This window comes from Ottowia sp. oral taxon 894 (assembly GCF_001262075.1).
GTDB lineage: Bacteria > Pseudomonadota > Gammaproteobacteria > Burkholderiales > Burkholderiaceae_C > Ottowia > Ottowia massiliensis.
In genome coordinates, this window is the sequence record NZ_CP012073.1 from 1,838,062 (window position 1) to 1,854,588 (window position 16,527).

A 16,527-nucleotide genomic window follows, 5' to 3' on the forward strand; every position below is an offset into this window, starting at 1 on the left:
GCCCTTTCCCTTTCTTCTTTTGCAACCCACGCAGCCTGCCTTGCGGGCTGAAATCACTGCCAGACTGGTTCCATGCACCTGAACGAACTCAAGGCCCTGCACGTCTCCGAAGTGCTCAAGCAGGCCGAGGCACTGGAAATCGAAAACACCGGCCGCATGCGCAAGCAGGAGCTGATGTTCGCCATCATCAAAAAGCGCGCTCGCGCCGGCGAGCAGGTTTTTGCCGACGGCGTGCTGGAAATCCTGCCCGACGGCTTCGGCTTTCTGCGCAGCCCCGACACCAGCTACACCGCCAGCACGGACGACATCTACATCAGCCCCAGCCAGGTGCGCCGCTTCAACCTGCACACGGGCGACATGATTGAAGGCGAGGTGCGCATCCCCAAGGACGGCGAACGCTATTTCGCGCTGACCAAGCTCGACAAGGTCAATGGCCTGCCGCCCGAGCAGAACAAGCACAAGATCATGTTCGAGAACCTCACGCCGCTCTTTCCGAAGGAGCTGATGCGGCTGGAGCGCGACAACTTCAAGGGCGAGGAAAACATCACGGGCCGCATCATCGACGTGATCGCCCCCATCGGCAAAGGCCAGCGCGCCCTCATCGTGGCGCCACCCAAGAGCGGCAAAACGGTGATGATGCAAACCATCGCCCACGCCATCAGCACCAACTACCCCGACAGCCACATGATGGTGCTGCTGGTGGACGAGCGCCCCGAAGAAGTCACGGACATGCAGCGCTCCGTCAAGGCCGAAGTCATCGCCTCCACGTTTGACGAACCGGCCTCGCGCCACGTGCACGTGGCCGAAATGGTGATCGAGCGCGCCAAACGCCTGGTCGAGCTGAAAAAAGACGTGGTCATCCTGCTGGACTCCATCACCCGCCTGGCCCGCGCCTACAACAACGTGGTGCCCTCCAGCGGCAAAGTGCTCACCGGCGGCGTGGACGCCAACGCGCTGCACCGCCCCAAGCGCTTTCTGGGCGCGGCGCGCAACGTGGAAGAAGGCGGCTCGCTCACCATCATCGCCACCGCGCTGATCGACACCGGCAGCCGCATGGACGAAGTCATTTTTGAAGAGTTCAAGGGCACCGGCAACAGTGAAATCCATCTGGACCGGCGCCTCTATGAAAAGCGCGTGTTCCCCAGCATCCAGCTCAACCGCAGCGGCACCCGCCGCGAAGAGCTGCTGCTGCCGCCCGACGTGCTGCAAAAAACCCGCATCCTGCGCCAGTTCATGTACAACATGGACGAAATCGAGGCCATGGAAATGGTCATCAAGAGCATGAAGGCCACCAAAACCAATGTCGAGTTCTTCGACATGATGCGCCGGGGCGGCTGACGCCCCGCCCGGCCAGATTAGCTCCTTGATTCATAGCAAGACGTCCCCGTATTCATTGCGGGAAAGCGTATTCAGGCGGCCCTGAATCTGCTCCTCTTTCAGAAGCGGCTTGCCAGACGGCCCCAAAACCCTAGAATCCCCCGTTTTTTCGCGGCAAGTGCGCTGGATGGGCCAGCGTGGCTGCCGCATCAGCCCAAAGGAAACATCCATGCGCGAAGGCATCCACCCCGAATACCGCGAAGTCTGCTTCGTGGACCTGTCCAACGGCTTCAAATTCGTCACCCGCTCCTGCGTGAACACCAAGGAAACCGTGAAGATGGACGATGGCCGCGAACTGCCCCTGTTCAAGCTCGACACTTCCAGCGAATCGCATCCCTTCTACACTGGCACGCAAAAGTCGGTGGACAACATGGGCGGGCGCGTCGAGAAATTCCGCAACCGCTACGGCAAGGTGGCCCGCTGAAAAGCGGGGGCGCTCTTTCCGCGAATCTCCGCAAAAAAGGCAGCCTCGCGCTGCCTTTTTTGTTGCTCGCGCGCGGACGGCGGTTTGCCGCCGCACACGCCCTCTTACCTGGCCGTCAGGCCGCGCCGCCCCCGGCGCAGCAGCGCGTGCAGCAAGATCGCGCCGAAAGTGGCCGTGCCAATGCCGCCCAGCTCGAAGCGGCCAAAACCCAGCGTGAAATCGCCCGTGCCCAGCACCAGCGTGATGGCCGCCGTCAGCAAATTGGCGCTGTCGGCGAAATTCACCTTGTTTTCCACCCAGATGCGCGCCCCGGCCACCGTGATGAGGCCAAACACCACGATGGAAACGCCCCCCATCACCGCAGGCGGAATGGCCTGAATGAGCGCGCCGAACTTGGGCGAAAAACCCAGCAGCAGCGCCATGCATGCGGCCACGACGAACACGGCGGTGGAATAGATGCGCGTGGCGGCCATCACGCCAATGTTTTCGGCATACGTGGTCACGCCCGTGCCGCCTGACGCGGCGCTGAGGATGGTGGCCAGCCCGTCGCCCATGAAGGCGCGGCCCATGTGGGCGTCCATGCTGCGGCCCGTCATGGCCGCCACGGCCTTGAGGTGGCCCAGGTTTTCCACCACCAGAATGAGCGCCACCGGTGCGATGAGGGCGATGGCGTTGGGGTCAAACGCTGGCGCTGCCAGCCGGGGCAGCCCCAGCCAGGGCGCGGCGGCGATGCCCGATGTGTCTATGGGCGCGCCCAGCCCCAGCCCGTTGGTCAGCACGGCATACAGCGCCGTGGCCGCCAGCAGCCCGGCCAGGATGAGCAGGCGCTGGAGCATGCCGCGCGCAAACACCGCAATGAGCGCCACGCACAGGAAAGTGGCCGCCTGCATCCAGGCGTCAAACGGCGTGGGCGCCATGTTCTTGATGGGCACGCGCGCCAGGTTCAGGCCGATCACGGCCACCACCGAGCCGGTGACCACCGGCGGCATCAGCCGCTCGATCCAGCCTGCGCCCACGGCCTGCACCAGCGCGCCCAGCAGCATGTAAATGACGCCGCAGGCCATGATGCCGCCCAGCGCCACGGCCATCTGCGCATTCGGCCCCTGCCCGCCGTAGCCCGTGGCCGCAATCACCACGCCGATGAAGGCAAATGACGAACCCAGATAGCTCGGCACCCGCCCGCCCGTGACCAGGTAGAACAGCAGCGTGCCCATGCCGCTCATGAGAATGGCGACGTTCGGGTCAAAACCCATGAGGATGGGCGCCAGCACCGTTGCGCCGAACATGGCGATCACGTGCTGCACCCCCATTGCCGCCGTCTGCGGCCAGGGCAGGCGCTCATCGGGCGCAATCACGCCGCCGCCTTGCAGCGCCTGCATGGGGCGCGGCTGCCATTGAAACAAGCTCATTTTCCGGACTCTCCTCAAGTTCTCGAATGCGCGGACACGCAAGCGCTGCGCGATCACTGCGCAAGCGTGCGGCATGCGGCCCTGATGGTAGGCGCGAAGGCAGGGTTTGCAGGCATTGCCAGGCGCGCGCGCCGCCTATAAAAAACGCCTTTCCCCAACCAACCCAGGAGACCAGCCATGCTGCTGACGCAAGACCAGAAAATGATCCGCGACGCCGTGCGCGCCTTCGCGCAGGAAGAACTCTGGCCCCATGCCGCCCAGTGGGACCGCGATCACACCTTTCCCCGGCAGGCCCACAAGGGCCTGGCCGCGCTGGGCTGCTACGGCATTTGCGTGCCCGAAGAGTACGGCGGCGCGGGGCTGGACTACCTGACGCTCTCGCTCGTGCTCGAAGAAATAGCCGCAGGCGACGGCGGCACCAGCACCGCCATCAGCGTGACCAACTGCCCCTACAACGCCATCCTCATGAAATACGGCACGCAGGCGCAAAAACAGCAATGGCTGGTTCCTGCCGCGCGCGGCGACATCCTGGGCGCTTTCTGCCTGACCGAGCCTCACGCGGGCAGCGACGCATCGGCCGTGCGCACCACCGCCACGCGCGAAGGCGGCGAATACGCGCTCAACGGCGTCAAGCAATTCATCACCAGCGGCCAGAACGGCCAGGCCGCCATCGTCATCGCCGTCACCGACAAAAACGCAGGCAAAAAGGGCCTGAGCGCCTTCATCGTGCCCACCAGCAACCCGGGCTGGAAAGTGGCTGGCCTGGAGCGCAAGCTGGGCCAGCACAGCAGCGACACCGCGCAAATCCTGCTGCAAGACTGCCGCATTCCCGGCCAGAACCGCATTGGCGAAGAAGGCGAGGGCTACAAGATCGCCCTGTCCGCCCTTGAAGGCGGACGCATCGGCATCGCCTCGCAAAGCGTGGGCATGGCGCGCAGCGCGCTGGAGTTCGCCATCCGCTACGCCAAGGAGCGCGAAGCCTTTGGCGTGCCCATCTTCGAGCACCAGGCCGTGGCCTTCCGCCTGGCTGACTGCGCCACGCGCCTAGAAGCGGCCCGCCAGCTCATCTGGCACGCCGCCGCCCTGCGCGACGCAGGCCAGCCCTGCCTGAAAGAAGCCGCCATGGCCAAGCTCTTTGCCAGCGAAGCGGCAGAACACGTGTGCTCCACCGCCATCCAGACCCTGGGCGGCTACGGCGTGACGGCAGACTTTCCCGTCGAGCGCATCTACCGCGACGTGCGCGTGTGCCAAATCTACGAAGGCACCAGCGACGTGCAAAAAATCATCATCAGCCGCGCGCTGTAGAAAGCGGCTTGCGGCCCGCCCGCAAGCGCCAGGCACTGGCAGCGGGAGCAGCGCCTGCCGGATTGCATCAAAAACAGGAGCAAATTCAAGAGGCTGAAATACCGCTTTGCGCTGGTTCCACTAGGACCCATTGCTACGGATAAAGGAGCGAAAAGCGCCTAGCTTCAGCCCTTCGTGTCTGCCGCCTGCGCCTGGCCTGTTTCCGGCGCGCTCCCTGGCTCGCCTCCGGCCCTGGCGGCGGGCGCGCCTTTTCCGGAGCCTGTTTTCCGAACAGGCTTTCAGGGCAGCTCGCCGCGCAGCAAGTCTTCGATGGTTTCGCGCTGGCGGATGACGCGGGCCATGCCGCCGCTGACCAGCACTTCGGCTGCGCGCGGGCGGCTGTTGTAGTTGCTGGCCATGCTCATGCAGTAAGCGCCGGCGGAAAACACGGCGAGCCTGTCGCCGGGCTGCACGGCCAGCAGGCGGCGGCGGCCCAGCCAGTCGCCGCTTTCGCACACGGGGCCGACCACGTCATACACGCGCTCGGGCGCGCCTTCGGCTGCGGCCTGCAAGGGTTCGATGCGGTGAAAAGCCTCATACAGCGCGGGGCGCGGCACGTCGTTCATGGCGGCATCCACGATGCAAAAGCCCTTGTCCTCGCCCGGCTTCAGGTACAGCACCTCGGTCAGGCACACGCCCGCGTTGCCCACCAGCGCGCGCCCCGGCTCCACGATGAGGCGGCGCTGGCCGTGGCCGCGCGCATCCAGCCGCGCCAGCAGCAGCTGGCACAGCGCGTCGGCGGCGGGGGGCGTTTCATCGGCGTAGGCAATGCCCAGGCCGCCGCCCAGGTCAATCTGGCCCAGCGGCACGCCGGCGGCCTCGATGGCTTCGAGCAAATCGAGCACGCGCTCCAGCGCGTCCAGATACGGCGCGGCCTCGGTGATTTGCGAGCCGATGTGGCAGCCGATGCCCGCCACGCGCAGCCCCGGCAGCGAAGCGGCCAGCTGGCAGGCGGCCAGGGCGTGGCCGTGGGCGATGCCGAACTTGTTGTCGCGCAGGCCGGTGGAGATGTAGGGGTGCGTGCGCGCGTCCACGTCAGGATTGACGCGGATGCTCACGGGCGCCGTCAGGCCGCAGGCGGCGGCCACGTCGTTGAGGGCCAGCAGCTCGGCTTCGCTTTCCACGTTGAAGCAGCCAATGCCCGCCTCCAGCGCGGCCTGCATCTCGCGGCGGGTCTTGCCCACGCCGGAAAAGACGATTTTTCCCGGCTCCGCGCCAGCGGCCAGCGCGCGCGCCAGCTCGCCGCCGGAGACGATGTCAAACCCGCAGCCGGCCTGCGCCAGCAAGCTGAGAATGGCCTGCGAGGAATTGGCCTTGACGGCGTAGCACACCAGCGCGTCGCGCCCGGCCAGCCCGCGCTGCCAGGCCGACAGCGCGCTTTCAATGGCCGCCTGCGAGTAAACGAAAAGCGGCGTGCCGTGCTCCTGGGCCAGCTCATCCAGGCCAAGGTCTTCAATCATCAACGCGCCGTTTTCACTGCGGTGAAAAACCGGCGCGCCGGGCAAGGGAAATGAATTCATGGGGCAGAAAAATCAGGTTGCGGCAGGGCCGGGCGGGCAGATTCAGCGGCAGGTTCGGCAGCGGGTTCCGCCGCTTCATGGCCCGCAGGCCAGAGCGTCTCGGGCAGCGTGGCCCGCTGGCGGGCAGCCGGCGTGTCGGGCAAATACAGCGGCCCGCGCTGGCCGCAGCCCGCCAAAGCGCCGGCCAGCCCAACCGCCGCGCAAGCCGCAAATATGCGATTAATCGGGCGGATTAACGGGATTAATAAAATATTCGCGTGCTGCTTCATGAAAAATGATTGTAATGACCGACATTGAATACCTTGATTTGGCAGAAGCCCTTTTGCGCCGTGTTGAGGAGCAGTGCGACGCCCTCAACGAAGACACCGACGCCGACATCGACAACCAGCGCGCGGGCGGCCTGATGACGCTCACCTTCGCCAACGGCAGCCAGCTCGTCATCAACCTGCAACGCCCCTTGCACGAAATCTGGATGGCCGCGCGCGCAGGCGGCTTCCACTACCGCTGGGCGGACGGCATCTGGCACGACACCAAAACCGGCAACGACTTCTTTGCCGATCTCTCCACCCTTGCCAGCGACTGCGCGGGCCGCCCGCTGGCGTTCACGGCCTGAATCCGCCGCCTGAAACCGCGCCGCCGCGCGGCATTCAAAAACAGGAGCGAATTCAAGGGGCCTGAAAAGCCCGTTCCCGCAATGTCCACCAGGACTGCATGCTATGGACAAAATAGCAAGAACCTGACGCTTTGCCCTCTTCGCTTTGCCCTCTTGCGCCATGCTCCGCCTTCTTGCCGTCCTGATCAGCCTGGCCCTGCTGGGCGCGCCCCTGTGGCTCACGCAAGGGCCGGTGCATGAACAGCTTGCCGTGCTGGCCCTCACCCGCACCGACCCGCTGCCGCGCACGCGCGAGCTGGTGGCGCAAGAGCGCTACGCCGAAGCCGCGCAGTATCTCGACTACTTCATGGCCTACGGCTACGTGCGCGGCGATCCGGCGGCGCAGCATCTGGCGCGGGAAATCGCCGCCCGGCGCGAAAGCCTCGCCTACCAGGCCGGCAAAGCCGCCGAAGGCGTGTGGAGCGGCCAAAGCGACGAAGCCGTGGGCCAGGCCGCCGGCGTCATCAGCGACTTTCTGGTGATTGGCGACCTGCGCGACCTCGCCCGGCAGGGCTGGCTCTACGCGCAAGGCGAAGAAACCGACCCCGTGCTCATCGCCCTGGCCAGCCTGGGTGTGGCCGCCACGGCGGTGCAGGCGGGCGGAGCCGCCGCTGCCGCGCCCTCCGGCGGCGCCACCGCGCCCGCCGTCGCGGCCGCCGCCACGGCCAAAAGCGGCTTGTCGGCCCTCAAATGGCTGCGCCGCGCGAACGCGCTGCCCGGCTGGCTGGGCGAGATGCTCATGCGCGCCGCCGCGCGCCTGCGCCAGCAGCGCCGCCTGAGCGAAATGGCGCACGAGCTGGCCGGTTTGAAGGGCACCTTGGCCGACGTCAGCGCGCTGGCTGCCACGCCCGGCGGCGCGCGCCTGCTGGCCGCCACCACCGACGCCGCCTCGCTCTCGCGCGCTGCGCGCCTGGCCCGCGCCCACGGCGCGCGCGCTGCCGTGCTGCAAGACATCACCGGCGCGCCGCTTGCCGAAAGCCTGGCGCTGACCGAGCGCATGGGGCCGGCTGCCGTGCAAAGGGCCGCCACCTATGGCCGCCAGGGCCTGCGCGCGCTGAACGAAATGGGCGCCGCGCGCTTTGCCAAATACAGCGCCCGCGCCGCCAAGGTGGCCTACAAGGGCCAGGCCCTGCGCCTGGCCGCCCGCTGGCTGGCCACGCTGCCGGCCTGGCTGCCCAGCCTGGCCGGAGCGGCCGCCTTGCTGCTGTGCTGGCTCACGCGCCCGCGCCGCAGGGCATCAAAAACAGAAGCAAATCTGGCGGGGTGAAAAAGCCGCTTCGCGCACATTCCTCTAGGACATCATGCTATGAATACGGTAGCGAAAAACAGGCTGGCTGCACGCGCCTTCACCCCAGCCGGTTTCTGAACAGCCAGGCGGCCAGGGGCAGGGAAAGGGCGGTCATGGCGAGCAGGGGCAGGAAATCGGGGGCCACGTCGGCCAGCGTGGCGCCTTCCAGATAGACGCGGCGCACGATGCTGACGCCAAAGCGCAGCGGGTTCGCATGCGTGACCGTTTGCAGCGCCTGCGGCATGTTGCGCACGGGGGTCATCAGGCCCGACAGCAAGGTCATGGGCATGACGAGCATGAAGTTGTAGAGCATGGCCTGCTGCATGGTCAGCGACAGCGCCGAAACCGACAGCCCCACGCCCACGGTGGCCGCGTTGAAGGCCAGCAGGCCCAGGTAGAGCAGCCAGAGGGAGCCGGCCATCGGCACCTGGAACCAGAAGCGGATGATGAGCAGCACGAGGCTCGATTGCAGCAGCCCCACCAGCATGGCCGGCAGCGCCTTGCCGATGAGAATTTGCAGCGGCGTCAGCGGCGTGACGAGCAGCTGGTCAAACGTGCCCTGCTCGCGCTCGCGCGCCACGCTCAAGGCGGCCAGCAGCATGGTCTGGATCATGCTGAGCGAGGCGATCAGCCCCGGCAGCAGGTGCCAGCCGGAGTCCAGGTTGGGGTTGAACCACGCCCGCCGCTGCACGCGGATGCCGGGCGCAAGCCCCAGCTCCTGCTCGTTGTAGCGCGCGGCGATGGCGGCGATCTGGCTGCCCGCCGCTGCGGCGGTGGAGGAGTTGCGCGCGTCCAGCACCACTTGCACGGGCGCGGCCTGCCCTTGCGCCAGGCGCTGCGCGAAATCGGGCGGGAAGGTGATGACGGCCAGCGCCCGCCCGCTGTCTATGGCCGGGGCGATCTGGCTGGCCGAAGAAAGCGTGGCCACGCGCTTGAAAACGCCCGTGCTGTCCAGCCGCGCCAGCAAGGCGGCGGAGGCGGCGCTGCGGCTCGGCTCCAGCACGGCGTAGGGCGCGTGCTTCAGCTCAAAGCTCAGCGCGTAGCCGAACAGCAGCGCCTGAAGCAGCGCGGGCACGAGCAAGATGATGCGGTTGGCCGGGTCTTTCAGCAGCGCCAGCAGCTCCTTGCGCATCAGCGCGGCAGTGCGCCAGCAGGCATCGGCCAAGGCGGAAATGAAGGTGCGGAACATGGGCTTCAGTCCAGTGTTTTGCGCAGCGTGCGCTGCGTGGCCCAGGCCAGCGCCAGCGCGTAGGCCGCGAGCGTGGCCATGCCGCGCGCGATGGCCGCCTGCGTGGCCGCGCTGTCCGCGCCCGCCAGAAACAGCGTTTTCATCACGCCCATGAAGTGCGAGGCGGGCATCAGCTGCCCGATGAACTGCACGGCGGCAGGCATGTTGCGCAGGTCAAACATGAAGCCCGAGAGCACCGTGGCGGGCAGAAAGCTCGCCAGCAGCGCCACCTGGCTGGCCTGGAACTGGTTGCGCGTGACGCCCGAGATGAACAGCCCCAGCAGCAGCGACACGGTCAGATAGAGAAGCGCCGCCGCCAAAACCAGCGCCAGCGGCCCGCGCATGGGCACGTGAAAGGTCAGGCGCGCCGCCAGCAGGCACATGACCACATCCGCCAGCCCCACCAGCAGCCAGGGCGCAAGCTTGGACAGCACGATTTCCAGCGGCCGCGCGGGCGTGACGAACAGCGCCTCCAGCGTGCCGCGCTCCCATTCGCGCGCGATCAGCAGCGAAGTCAGAAACGCCCCGATCAGCGTGAGGATGAGCACCACCAGCCCCGGCACCAGATACCAGACGCTGATGCCCGCTTCGTTGAACCACAGGCGCTGCATCACTTCCACCCGCGCGGCCTGCGCGCCCGTGCGGGCGGCGGCGCGGCCGGCCTCTTTCGCGGCGGGCAGCGCCAGCGCCGCCTCCACGTAGCCTTCCACCGCGCTGGCCGTGGTGGCGTCCAGGCCGTTCAGGATGAGCTGCACCGCCGCATCGCCCGCCGCCAGCCGCGCCGCGAAGTCGCCCGGCGCCTGCACGATGGCGTCTACCTCGCCCTGGCGCATGGCTTGCCGGGCGGCGTGCATGTCCGTCATCCAGCGCGCGTCAAAGTAGCGCGAGCCTTGCAGCCCGGCCAGCGCCTGCCGCGCCGCCGGGGCCGGGTCTTGCAGCACCACGGCCACCGGCACGCGGTTCACGTCAAACGACAGGCCGTAGCCAAACAGCCATATCAGCGCCAGCGGCAGCAGCAGGCCCATGAGCAGATTGCTCTTGTCGCGCAGCATCTGCCGCGTCTCCTTGCGCGTGAGTGCGGCCAGGCGGCGCAAAAAGCCGCCCGCAGGCAGCGGGGCGCTCATTGCAGCGGCCCGCCTGCCGCCCGCGCGGCGCGAATGCAACAGGCAGGCGATGCGGTCATGAGGCCCGCTTTCAGGATCGAGTCTGGGGAAGGCATTTTTTTCGCTACTTTCTTGATAGCAATGGGTCCTGGTGGAATAAGCGCCAGCGGCTTTTTTCCTTGCCTGAATTTGCTTCTGTTTCTGATGCGCTGGCGCGCGCCTGCTCGACGATGGCGATGAAGGCGCTGTCCATATCGGGCGCGCCGCCGGCCAGCTGGCGCACCTGCTGCGGCGTGCCCAGCGCGAGCAGGCGGCCCGCGTCCTGAATGGCGATGCGGTCGCAGTACTCGGCCTCTTCCATGAAATGGGTGGTGACGATGACGGTCACCCCGCCTTGCGCCAGCGCGGTGATGGCGCGCCAGAAAGCGCGGCGCGCCAGCGGGTCGATGCCGCTGGTCGGCTCATCCAGAAACAGAATTTGCGGGCGGTGGATGAGGGCGGCGGCCATCGCCAGGCGCTGCTTGTAGCCGCCGGGCAGCAGGCCGCTGGGGGCGCTGCCGTCCAGGCCGAATTCGGCCAGGCTCTCGCTCACGCGGCGGCTCAGCTCGCGCCCGCGCAAGCCATAGGCGCCGCCGAAAAATGCCAGGTTCTCGCGCGCGCTCAGGTTGCCGTAGAGGGCGAATTTCTGCGAGACGTAGCCGATGCGCCCCCGCGCCTGGGCGCGGGCCGTGCGCAGGTTCAGCCCCGCCACCTCAAGCTGGCCGCTGGTGGCCGGCAGCAGGCCGCAGAGCATGCGGAAAGTGGTGGTCTTGCCCGCGCCGTTGGGGCCGAGCAGGCCGAAGATTTCGCCGCGCGCCACCTCAAACGAAGTGCTGGCCACCGCCGTGAAGCCGCCAAAGCGGCGCACCAGATCGCGCACGGCGATGGCGGGGCGCTCTTTGGCGGCTACGTTTGCGGCGGCTTCTGCGGCGGCTTGCGCCACTTCCGGCTCCGCCGCCGCTTCCGCTGCCGCGCCCTCGCCAGCCTGCGCGCCGTCTTCATGCTGGCGCAGCAGGAGCATGAAGGCGTCTTCCAGCTCGGCCGGGCGCGGCTGCGTGGCCGCGCCTTGCAGCAGCGCAGCCACATCGGCGGCGCTGGCATGGGGCTGGCGGATGTAGCGCACCGCGCCGCCAGCGGGCACGGCGTCGGCGATCAGGCGGCGCGCGTCAATCAGGCGCGCCTGCAACTGGCGCGGGGGCTGTCCGGCGGGCGGCCAGGCCGTGCAGGTCAGCCCCGCCGCCTTTTCCCGCAGGCTTTGCGGCGCGCCCTGCGCAAGCACGCGGCCCTGGTGCAGCACGAACACCTGGGCGCAGCGCGCGGCTTCGTCCATGTAGGCGGTGCTGACGATGACGCTCAGGCCCTCGGCCTCCACCAGCTGCTGCACGATGGCCCAGAGGTCGCGCCGCGAGAGGGGATCGACGCCCACGCTGGGTTCGTCCAGCAGCAGCAAATCGGGCGAGCGCACCAGCGTGCAGGCCAGGCCCAGCTTTTGCTTCATGCCGCCGGAGAGCTTGCCCGCCGGACGCCCGGTAAAGCGCGCCAGGCCGGTCATCTCCAGCAGCCGGGCGTAGCGCGCGCCGCGCACGGCGGGCGGCACGCCGTGCAGATCGGCATACAGGTCAAGGTTTTCCTGCACGCTCAAGTCTTCATACAGGCCAAAGCGCTGCGGCATGTAGCTGATGCGGCTTTGCACGGCCTGCGGCTGGCGCGCGCCGCCCTGGCCCAGCTCATGGCCCAGCACGGCAAGGCGCCCCGCGTCAGGCGCCAGCAGGGCGGCCAGCAGGCGCATGAGGGTGGTTTTGCCCGCGCCATCCGGCCCGACCAGCGCCGTGAGCTGCCCCGCGCGCGCTTGCAGCGACACCTCGCGCAGCGCGTGCAGCCGCCCGCCTGCGGGCGCGGCGAAGGTCTTGCTGATGCCTTGGGCCTGGACGATGAAGCTCATGGCGTTACAGCCCGGGCACGGCCCGCCCGCCGCGAAACGGGCGGATTGGGGGGCGCGCAGCGCAGGCGGCAGATGGGCCAGGCGGCATCATTTCGCTCCTGTATCAATAGCATGATGTCCTAGTGGAAACTGCGCAAGAAGGCATTTCAACCCCGTTGAATTTGCTCCTGTTTCTGATGCCATCTGGCAGTGCGCCCCCGGCCTTCAGCCGGACCGGCTGGCCAGCGGAGGGCATGGAGGCGGGCGAAGATGAATCCGCTCACGGCTGCCCGCCAGCGGGCGCACGGGCAGGCTGGCCGGCGGCAGGCGCGCCTTGCAGCCGCACGGTGGCGGGCTGGCCCAGCCGCAAGGCGTCGGCCGGGTCATCCACCTGCACGCGCACTTCATAGACGAGGCTGGTGCGCAGCTCGGCCGTTTGCACCTGCCGGGGCGTGAATTCGGCCACGGAGGCGATGTAGCCCACCGTGCCGCGCAGGGGCGAATCCGGCTGGCTGTCGGTCGTGACGGCGGCGGGCATGCCGGGAGCCACGCGGCCCAGATCCGGCTCGGCCACATACACGCGCACCCATTTGGGCTGGGTGAGCGCCAGCGTGTAGGCGGGCCGCTGGGGGCTGGCCATGTCGCCCGGCTCCAACAGGCGCGCGCGCACCACGGCGCTGACGGGCGCGCGCAGTGCGCCCTGCTCAATCTGATGCTCCAGCAGGGCCAGCGCGGCCTCGGCGGCTTTCAGTTGCGCGCGGGCGGCGGCAATGTCTTCCTCGCGCGGGCCAATCTGCGCCAGCCGCAGCGCCTCTTGCGTTTCGCGGACTTTGGCCTCGGCCACCTGCGCGGCGGTCTGCGCGTGCTCCAGCGCCTGGCGGCTGGCCGCGCCGCCGCCAGCCAGCTGGCGCAGCCGGGCCAGGTCTTGCCGCGCCCTGGCGGCATCGGCGCGGGCGGCGGCCACGCGGCTTTGCGCCTGCGCCACCTCCTGCGGGCGCGTGCCGCTTTCCAGCTTGCGCAAGCTCTGGCGCTGCGCCTCGATTTGCGCGCGCGCCTGTGCGGCCTGCAAAGCCAGCGTCTGCGTGTCCAGCACGGCCAGCGTCTGCCCGGCCTGCACGCGCGCGCCTTCGTCCACGGCCATTTCCAGCACGCGGCCGGAGCCTTCAAACGCCAGCGCGATTTGCCGGATGTCCACATTGCCGTACAGCGTGAGCGCGCCATCGCCCGCCCCGCCCTTCGAGCAGGCGGAAAGCGCCAGCGCCGCCCCGCAAACGGCCAGCCCCAAAGCGCAGCGCACGGCCCGGCACAGGCGGAAAACCCGAATGGCATGCGCCAGGCCGCGCGCAAGAAGCCGCCCGGAGCGCGAAGCGCGGCGCGGCAAGGCATGCGCCGTGCCGCCGGAAAGCAGGGAAAGGGTGGAGATCAGCATGGCGGGCATCATATTAAATTAAATTTAATTTTTAACCCGCAGAGGCGCGCCTTGCTTGCCGGAAGGGGTTGCGCAGAAATGGCGCGAAGCCTTGCCCGCCGAAAGCGCCCGTGCCAACGCGCGGCCGGAAAACAGACAGCGGGTTCTGGATCGCTCACGCCGCCCGGAGCGGAGCGTTGCGGCGGATGAATGAAGCGGCGCGGCCGGACCTGCTGCAAGCGGCACGGTCAGAAAGGCCGCTGGCTATGCCGTCTTCGCAGCGGCCTCTTGCACGTTCTTGCACGCGCCACGGGCATTGAAAAGCTGAAAAGCCAGCTTGCCGCTGTTCATCCTTGCAAGCGGCTTTGGCCGCCTGCAAGCGCCAGCCGGAGGCAAGCAGGAAGAGGGCGCCCGTGGCCGCGCTTTTCGCACTGCGGGCGGACTTTGGGCCGGTTTTCAGTCAGGGACGCAGAGCCATTGCGGGCGGAAGGCGGATGGGCCGGTTTGAGGGCATGAGGCCATCCATTCCCGGCGATCCCAATATCGCCGTGCATTCAGGCCTGCCCCCAAGGCAGCCCATCCTGATTCATTGCTTTCGCCCTTTGCGGGAAGGCGCTGAACAGGGTTTTGGAAAGCAGCCGGGCGTTCGGGGGAGCGGATTATTGGGAATGCGCCACCATGTATTCGACGACGGTTTTCAGCTCGTCGTCGCTGGCCTTGGTGCCGCCGCGCGCGGGCATGCCGCCCCGGCCGTTGATGGCCACTTTCATGAGTTCGTCCATGCCCGTGGCGATGCGCGGCGCCCAGGCGTCCTTGTCGCCCACCTTGGGCGCGCCGCCTGCGCCCGTGCCGTGGCACATGGCGCAGCTTTTCTTGTACAGGGCAGGCACTTCGCCCGTGGCGGCTGCGGCGGGCGCGGGCGCAGCTGCTTCAGCGGGCGCGGCAGCGGCTTCGGCGGAGGCGGTTTGCGTAGCGGCCTGGCCTGCCAGGTTGAGCGCGCCGACTTTGGCGATGCGCGCATCGACGCTCCCGGCCCCTTCGCCGCTGCGCGTGAGACTGCCATAGCTGCCGGGAGCGGGCTGGGTCAGGCTAAAGAGCGTCAGCGCCACGACGGCGGCAATGACGGGCCATAGCAGCCATTTGAAAGATTCGGGCTGGTCGCTGGACGTGGGTTGCGTGTTTTCGCTCATGGCGGCCTCTTTTTGGGGCGGGGTCAGGATGGAAAACAGGGCCTGAAGCCGTGTTGGGCTTCAGGCCCTGCTGAAGGGCGCAAATTATAGGTTTCGGGTGAAAAAACCCCGTTTTCTCACTCTTTTGACGTTTCTTTTTCTTGTTTTTGGTCAGATTCAGGCTGCGTCTGGTTCCAGCCGCCGCCCAGGGCTTTGTAGAGCGTGATTTCGTTGGCGCGCTGCGCCAGCCGGGTTTGGGCCAGCGCTTGTTCGACGCCAAAGAGCGAGCGCTGGGCATCGAGCAGGTCCAGGCTGTTGGCCACGCCGTTGCGGTAGCTCAAATCGACGAGGCGGTAGCGCTCGCGTTCGGCGTCGGTTTGCTGTTGCTGGGCCTGAAGCTGCTCGGCCAGCGCCTGGCGGGCGGTGAGGGCATCGGCCACTTCCTTGAAGGCGGTCTGGATGGCTTTTTCGTACCGGGCCACAGCGATGTCGCGGGCGGCTTGCGCCGATTCCACGCCTGCGCGGTTGCGGCCCATGTCGAAGATGGGCAGGGAGATGGCGGGCGCAAAGTTCCACGCGCGCTGGCCGCCGCTGCCAAACAGGCCGTCCAGGTCGCTGCTGGCGCGCCCCAGTCCGGCCGTGAGGCTGATGGTGGGGAAGTAGGCCGCGCGGGCTGCGCCGATGTTGGCGTTGGCGGCGATGAGTTGCTGCTCGGCCTGGCGGATGTCGGGGCGGCGCAGCAGCACGTCGGAAGACAGGCCGGCGGGCACGTCGGCAAAGCCCGAGAGCTGCGTTTCATCGGCCTTGGGCAGCAGTTGCTCTGCGATGGGCTGGCCTGCCAGCAGGGCCAGGTTGCTCAGGCCTTCGGCGCGCAGGCGCTTTTGCTCGGCGCGGCTGGCGCGGGCGGCGGCGGCCTGCGATTCGGCCTGGCGCATGTCCAGCGCGGTGGCCACGCCGTTGTCAAGGCGCAGCCGGGTGAGCTTGAGCGACTCTTCGCGTGTGGCGAGCGTGCGTTCGGCCAGGGCCAGCAGTTCGGTGTGCGTTTGCAGCGACAGCCACGCGCTGCTGATGGCGGCGATGAGGCTGATTTGCGTGTTTTTCTGCGCTTCTTCGGTGGCCAGATACTGGGCCAGCGCGGCTTGCTTGAGGGCGGCGATGCGGCCGAAGAAGTCGATTTCCCACGCGGTGATGCCCACGCTCAGGCTGGCGTTGGAGTTGACGCTGGCGCCGCCCGGCACGGTGGCGGGCGCAGAGCGCGTGTAGCTGCCGCTGGCGCCCAGCGTGGGGAACTGGTTGGCGCGGGCGATTTGGTAGCTGGCGCGCATTTGCTCGACGCTGTGGCGGGCCACGCGCAGATCGCGGTTGTTTTGCAGCGCCTGGCGGATGATTTCGCGCAGGCGTTCGTCTTGCACGAACTGTTCCCAGGGCAGGTCGGGCGCGGCCAGGGTTTGGGCCTGGTCTTCGGCTGGGCCGCCTTCGGCGGGCTGCGCGCCGGGCCAGTGTGCGGGCACGGGCGCGGCGGGGCGCTCGTATCGGGGCGTGAGCGAGCAGCCCGCAAGCATGAGGGCGGCGGCCAGCGGCACGGCCAGGCGGCGCATGAAGGAAGTGGAGGTGTCGTTCATGTTGTTGGATCCTCTTGATGCGG

At 67.9% G+C, this 16,527-nt stretch carries 14 protein-coding genes; 5 read left to right on the top strand and 9 right to left on the bottom strand.

Going from position 1 to position 16,527, the window contains the following annotated elements; translation table 11 throughout:
- Positions 1 to 72 precede the first annotated feature (72 nt).
- Both rho and ADJ79_RS07980 read left to right on the top strand, forming a co-directional pair.
- Positions 73 to 1,338, top strand: coding sequence for a transcription termination factor Rho (rho, locus tag ADJ79_RS07975; RefSeq protein ID WP_050715513.1), 1,266 nt, complete (start codon positions 73 to 75; stop codon positions 1,336 to 1,338).
- A gap of 208 nt (positions 1,339 to 1,546) precedes the next feature.
- Positions 1,547 to 1,801 (top strand): type B 50S ribosomal protein L31, encoded by a 255-nt coding sequence (locus tag ADJ79_RS07980; protein ID WP_050716503.1) that lies wholly within the window; start codon positions 1,547 to 1,549, stop codon positions 1,799 to 1,801.
- 104 nt (positions 1,802 to 1,905) lie between these two features.
- On the opposite strand, the gene ADJ79_RS07985 is transcribed toward ADJ79_RS07980, so the two are convergent.
- The gene (locus ADJ79_RS07985) at positions 1,906 to 3,210 is read right to left on the bottom strand and encodes a solute carrier family 23 protein (protein ID WP_050715514.1); all 1,305 of its coding nucleotides are present in this window, start codon (positions 3,208 to 3,210) and stop codon (positions 1,906 to 1,908) included.
- 177 nt (positions 3,211 to 3,387) lie between these two features.
- Here ADJ79_RS07985 and ADJ79_RS07990 point away from each other — a divergent pair, with 177 nt between their 5' ends.
- On the top strand, positions 3,388 to 4,515 hold the full coding sequence (locus ADJ79_RS07990) for an acyl-CoA dehydrogenase family protein (protein WP_050715515.1): 1,128 nt from the start codon (positions 3,388 to 3,390) through the stop codon (positions 4,513 to 4,515).
- Positions 4,516 to 4,793: 278 nt separating this feature from the next.
- On the opposite strand, the gene lysA is transcribed toward ADJ79_RS07990, so the two are convergent.
- Both lysA and ADJ79_RS08000 read right to left on the bottom strand, forming a co-directional pair.
- Positions 4,794 to 6,074 carry a diaminopimelate decarboxylase gene (gene lysA, locus ADJ79_RS07995; protein WP_050715516.1) on the bottom strand — a complete coding sequence of 427 codons (1,281 nt, stop codon included), beginning with the start codon at positions 6,072 to 6,074 and terminating at the stop codon, positions 4,794 to 4,796.
- Positions 6,071 to 6,343, bottom strand: coding sequence for a lipoprotein (locus ADJ79_RS08000; RefSeq protein WP_082203196.1), 273 nt, complete (start codon positions 6,341 to 6,343; stop codon positions 6,071 to 6,073). The genes lysA and ADJ79_RS08000 overlap by 4 nt, the downstream gene beginning before the upstream one ends.
- Before the next feature lie 14 nt (positions 6,344 to 6,357).
- Here ADJ79_RS08000 and cyaY point away from each other — a divergent pair, with 14 nt between their 5' ends.
- Both cyaY and ADJ79_RS08010 read left to right on the top strand, forming a co-directional pair.
- The gene (cyaY, locus tag ADJ79_RS08005; protein ID WP_050715517.1) at positions 6,358 to 6,687 is read left to right on the top strand and encodes an iron donor protein CyaY; all 330 of its coding nucleotides are present in this window, start codon (positions 6,358 to 6,360) and stop codon (positions 6,685 to 6,687) included.
- Positions 6,688 to 6,847: 160 nt separating this feature from the next.
- Complete coding sequence (locus ADJ79_RS08010; protein ID WP_050715518.1) at positions 6,848 to 7,993, top strand: hypothetical protein; 1,146 nt, start codon at positions 6,848 to 6,850, stop codon at positions 7,991 to 7,993.
- A 79-nt stretch (positions 7,994 to 8,072) separates the two neighbouring features.
- On the opposite strand, the gene ADJ79_RS08015 is transcribed toward ADJ79_RS08010, so the two are convergent.
- The 6 genes from ADJ79_RS08015 to ADJ79_RS08040 form a co-directional block, all read right to left on the bottom strand.
- A complete protein-coding gene (locus ADJ79_RS08015; protein WP_050715519.1) occupies positions 8,073 to 9,203 on the bottom strand; it encodes an ABC transporter permease in 1,131 nt (376 codons plus the stop codon).
- A gap of 5 nt (positions 9,204 to 9,208) precedes the next feature.
- Positions 9,209 to 10,366 carry an ABC transporter permease gene (locus tag ADJ79_RS08020; RefSeq protein WP_050715520.1) on the bottom strand — a complete coding sequence of 386 codons (1,158 nt, stop codon included), beginning with the start codon at positions 10,364 to 10,366 and terminating at the stop codon, positions 9,209 to 9,211.
- 103 nt (positions 10,367 to 10,469) lie between these two features.
- Positions 10,470 to 12,326, bottom strand: a complete 1,857-nt coding sequence (locus tag ADJ79_RS08025; protein WP_050715521.1) for an ATP-binding cassette domain-containing protein — start codon at positions 12,324 to 12,326, stop codon at positions 10,470 to 10,472.
- Positions 12,327 to 12,585: 259 nt separating this feature from the next.
- Positions 12,586 to 13,734, bottom strand: coding sequence for an HlyD family efflux transporter periplasmic adaptor subunit (locus ADJ79_RS08030; protein WP_082203381.1), 1,149 nt, complete (start codon positions 13,732 to 13,734; stop codon positions 12,586 to 12,588).
- Between the two features lie 638 nt (positions 13,735 to 14,372).
- Positions 14,373 to 14,903, bottom strand: a complete 531-nt coding sequence (locus ADJ79_RS08035) for a c-type cytochrome (protein ID WP_050715522.1) — start codon at positions 14,901 to 14,903, stop codon at positions 14,373 to 14,375.
- 116 nt (positions 14,904 to 15,019) lie between these two features.
- Positions 15,020 to 16,504: an efflux transporter outer membrane subunit gene (locus tag ADJ79_RS08040; RefSeq protein WP_305809688.1), complete on the bottom strand. Its 1,485-nt coding sequence runs from the start codon at positions 16,502 to 16,504 to the stop codon at positions 15,020 to 15,022.
- Positions 16,505 to 16,527: the final 23 nt, after the last annotated feature.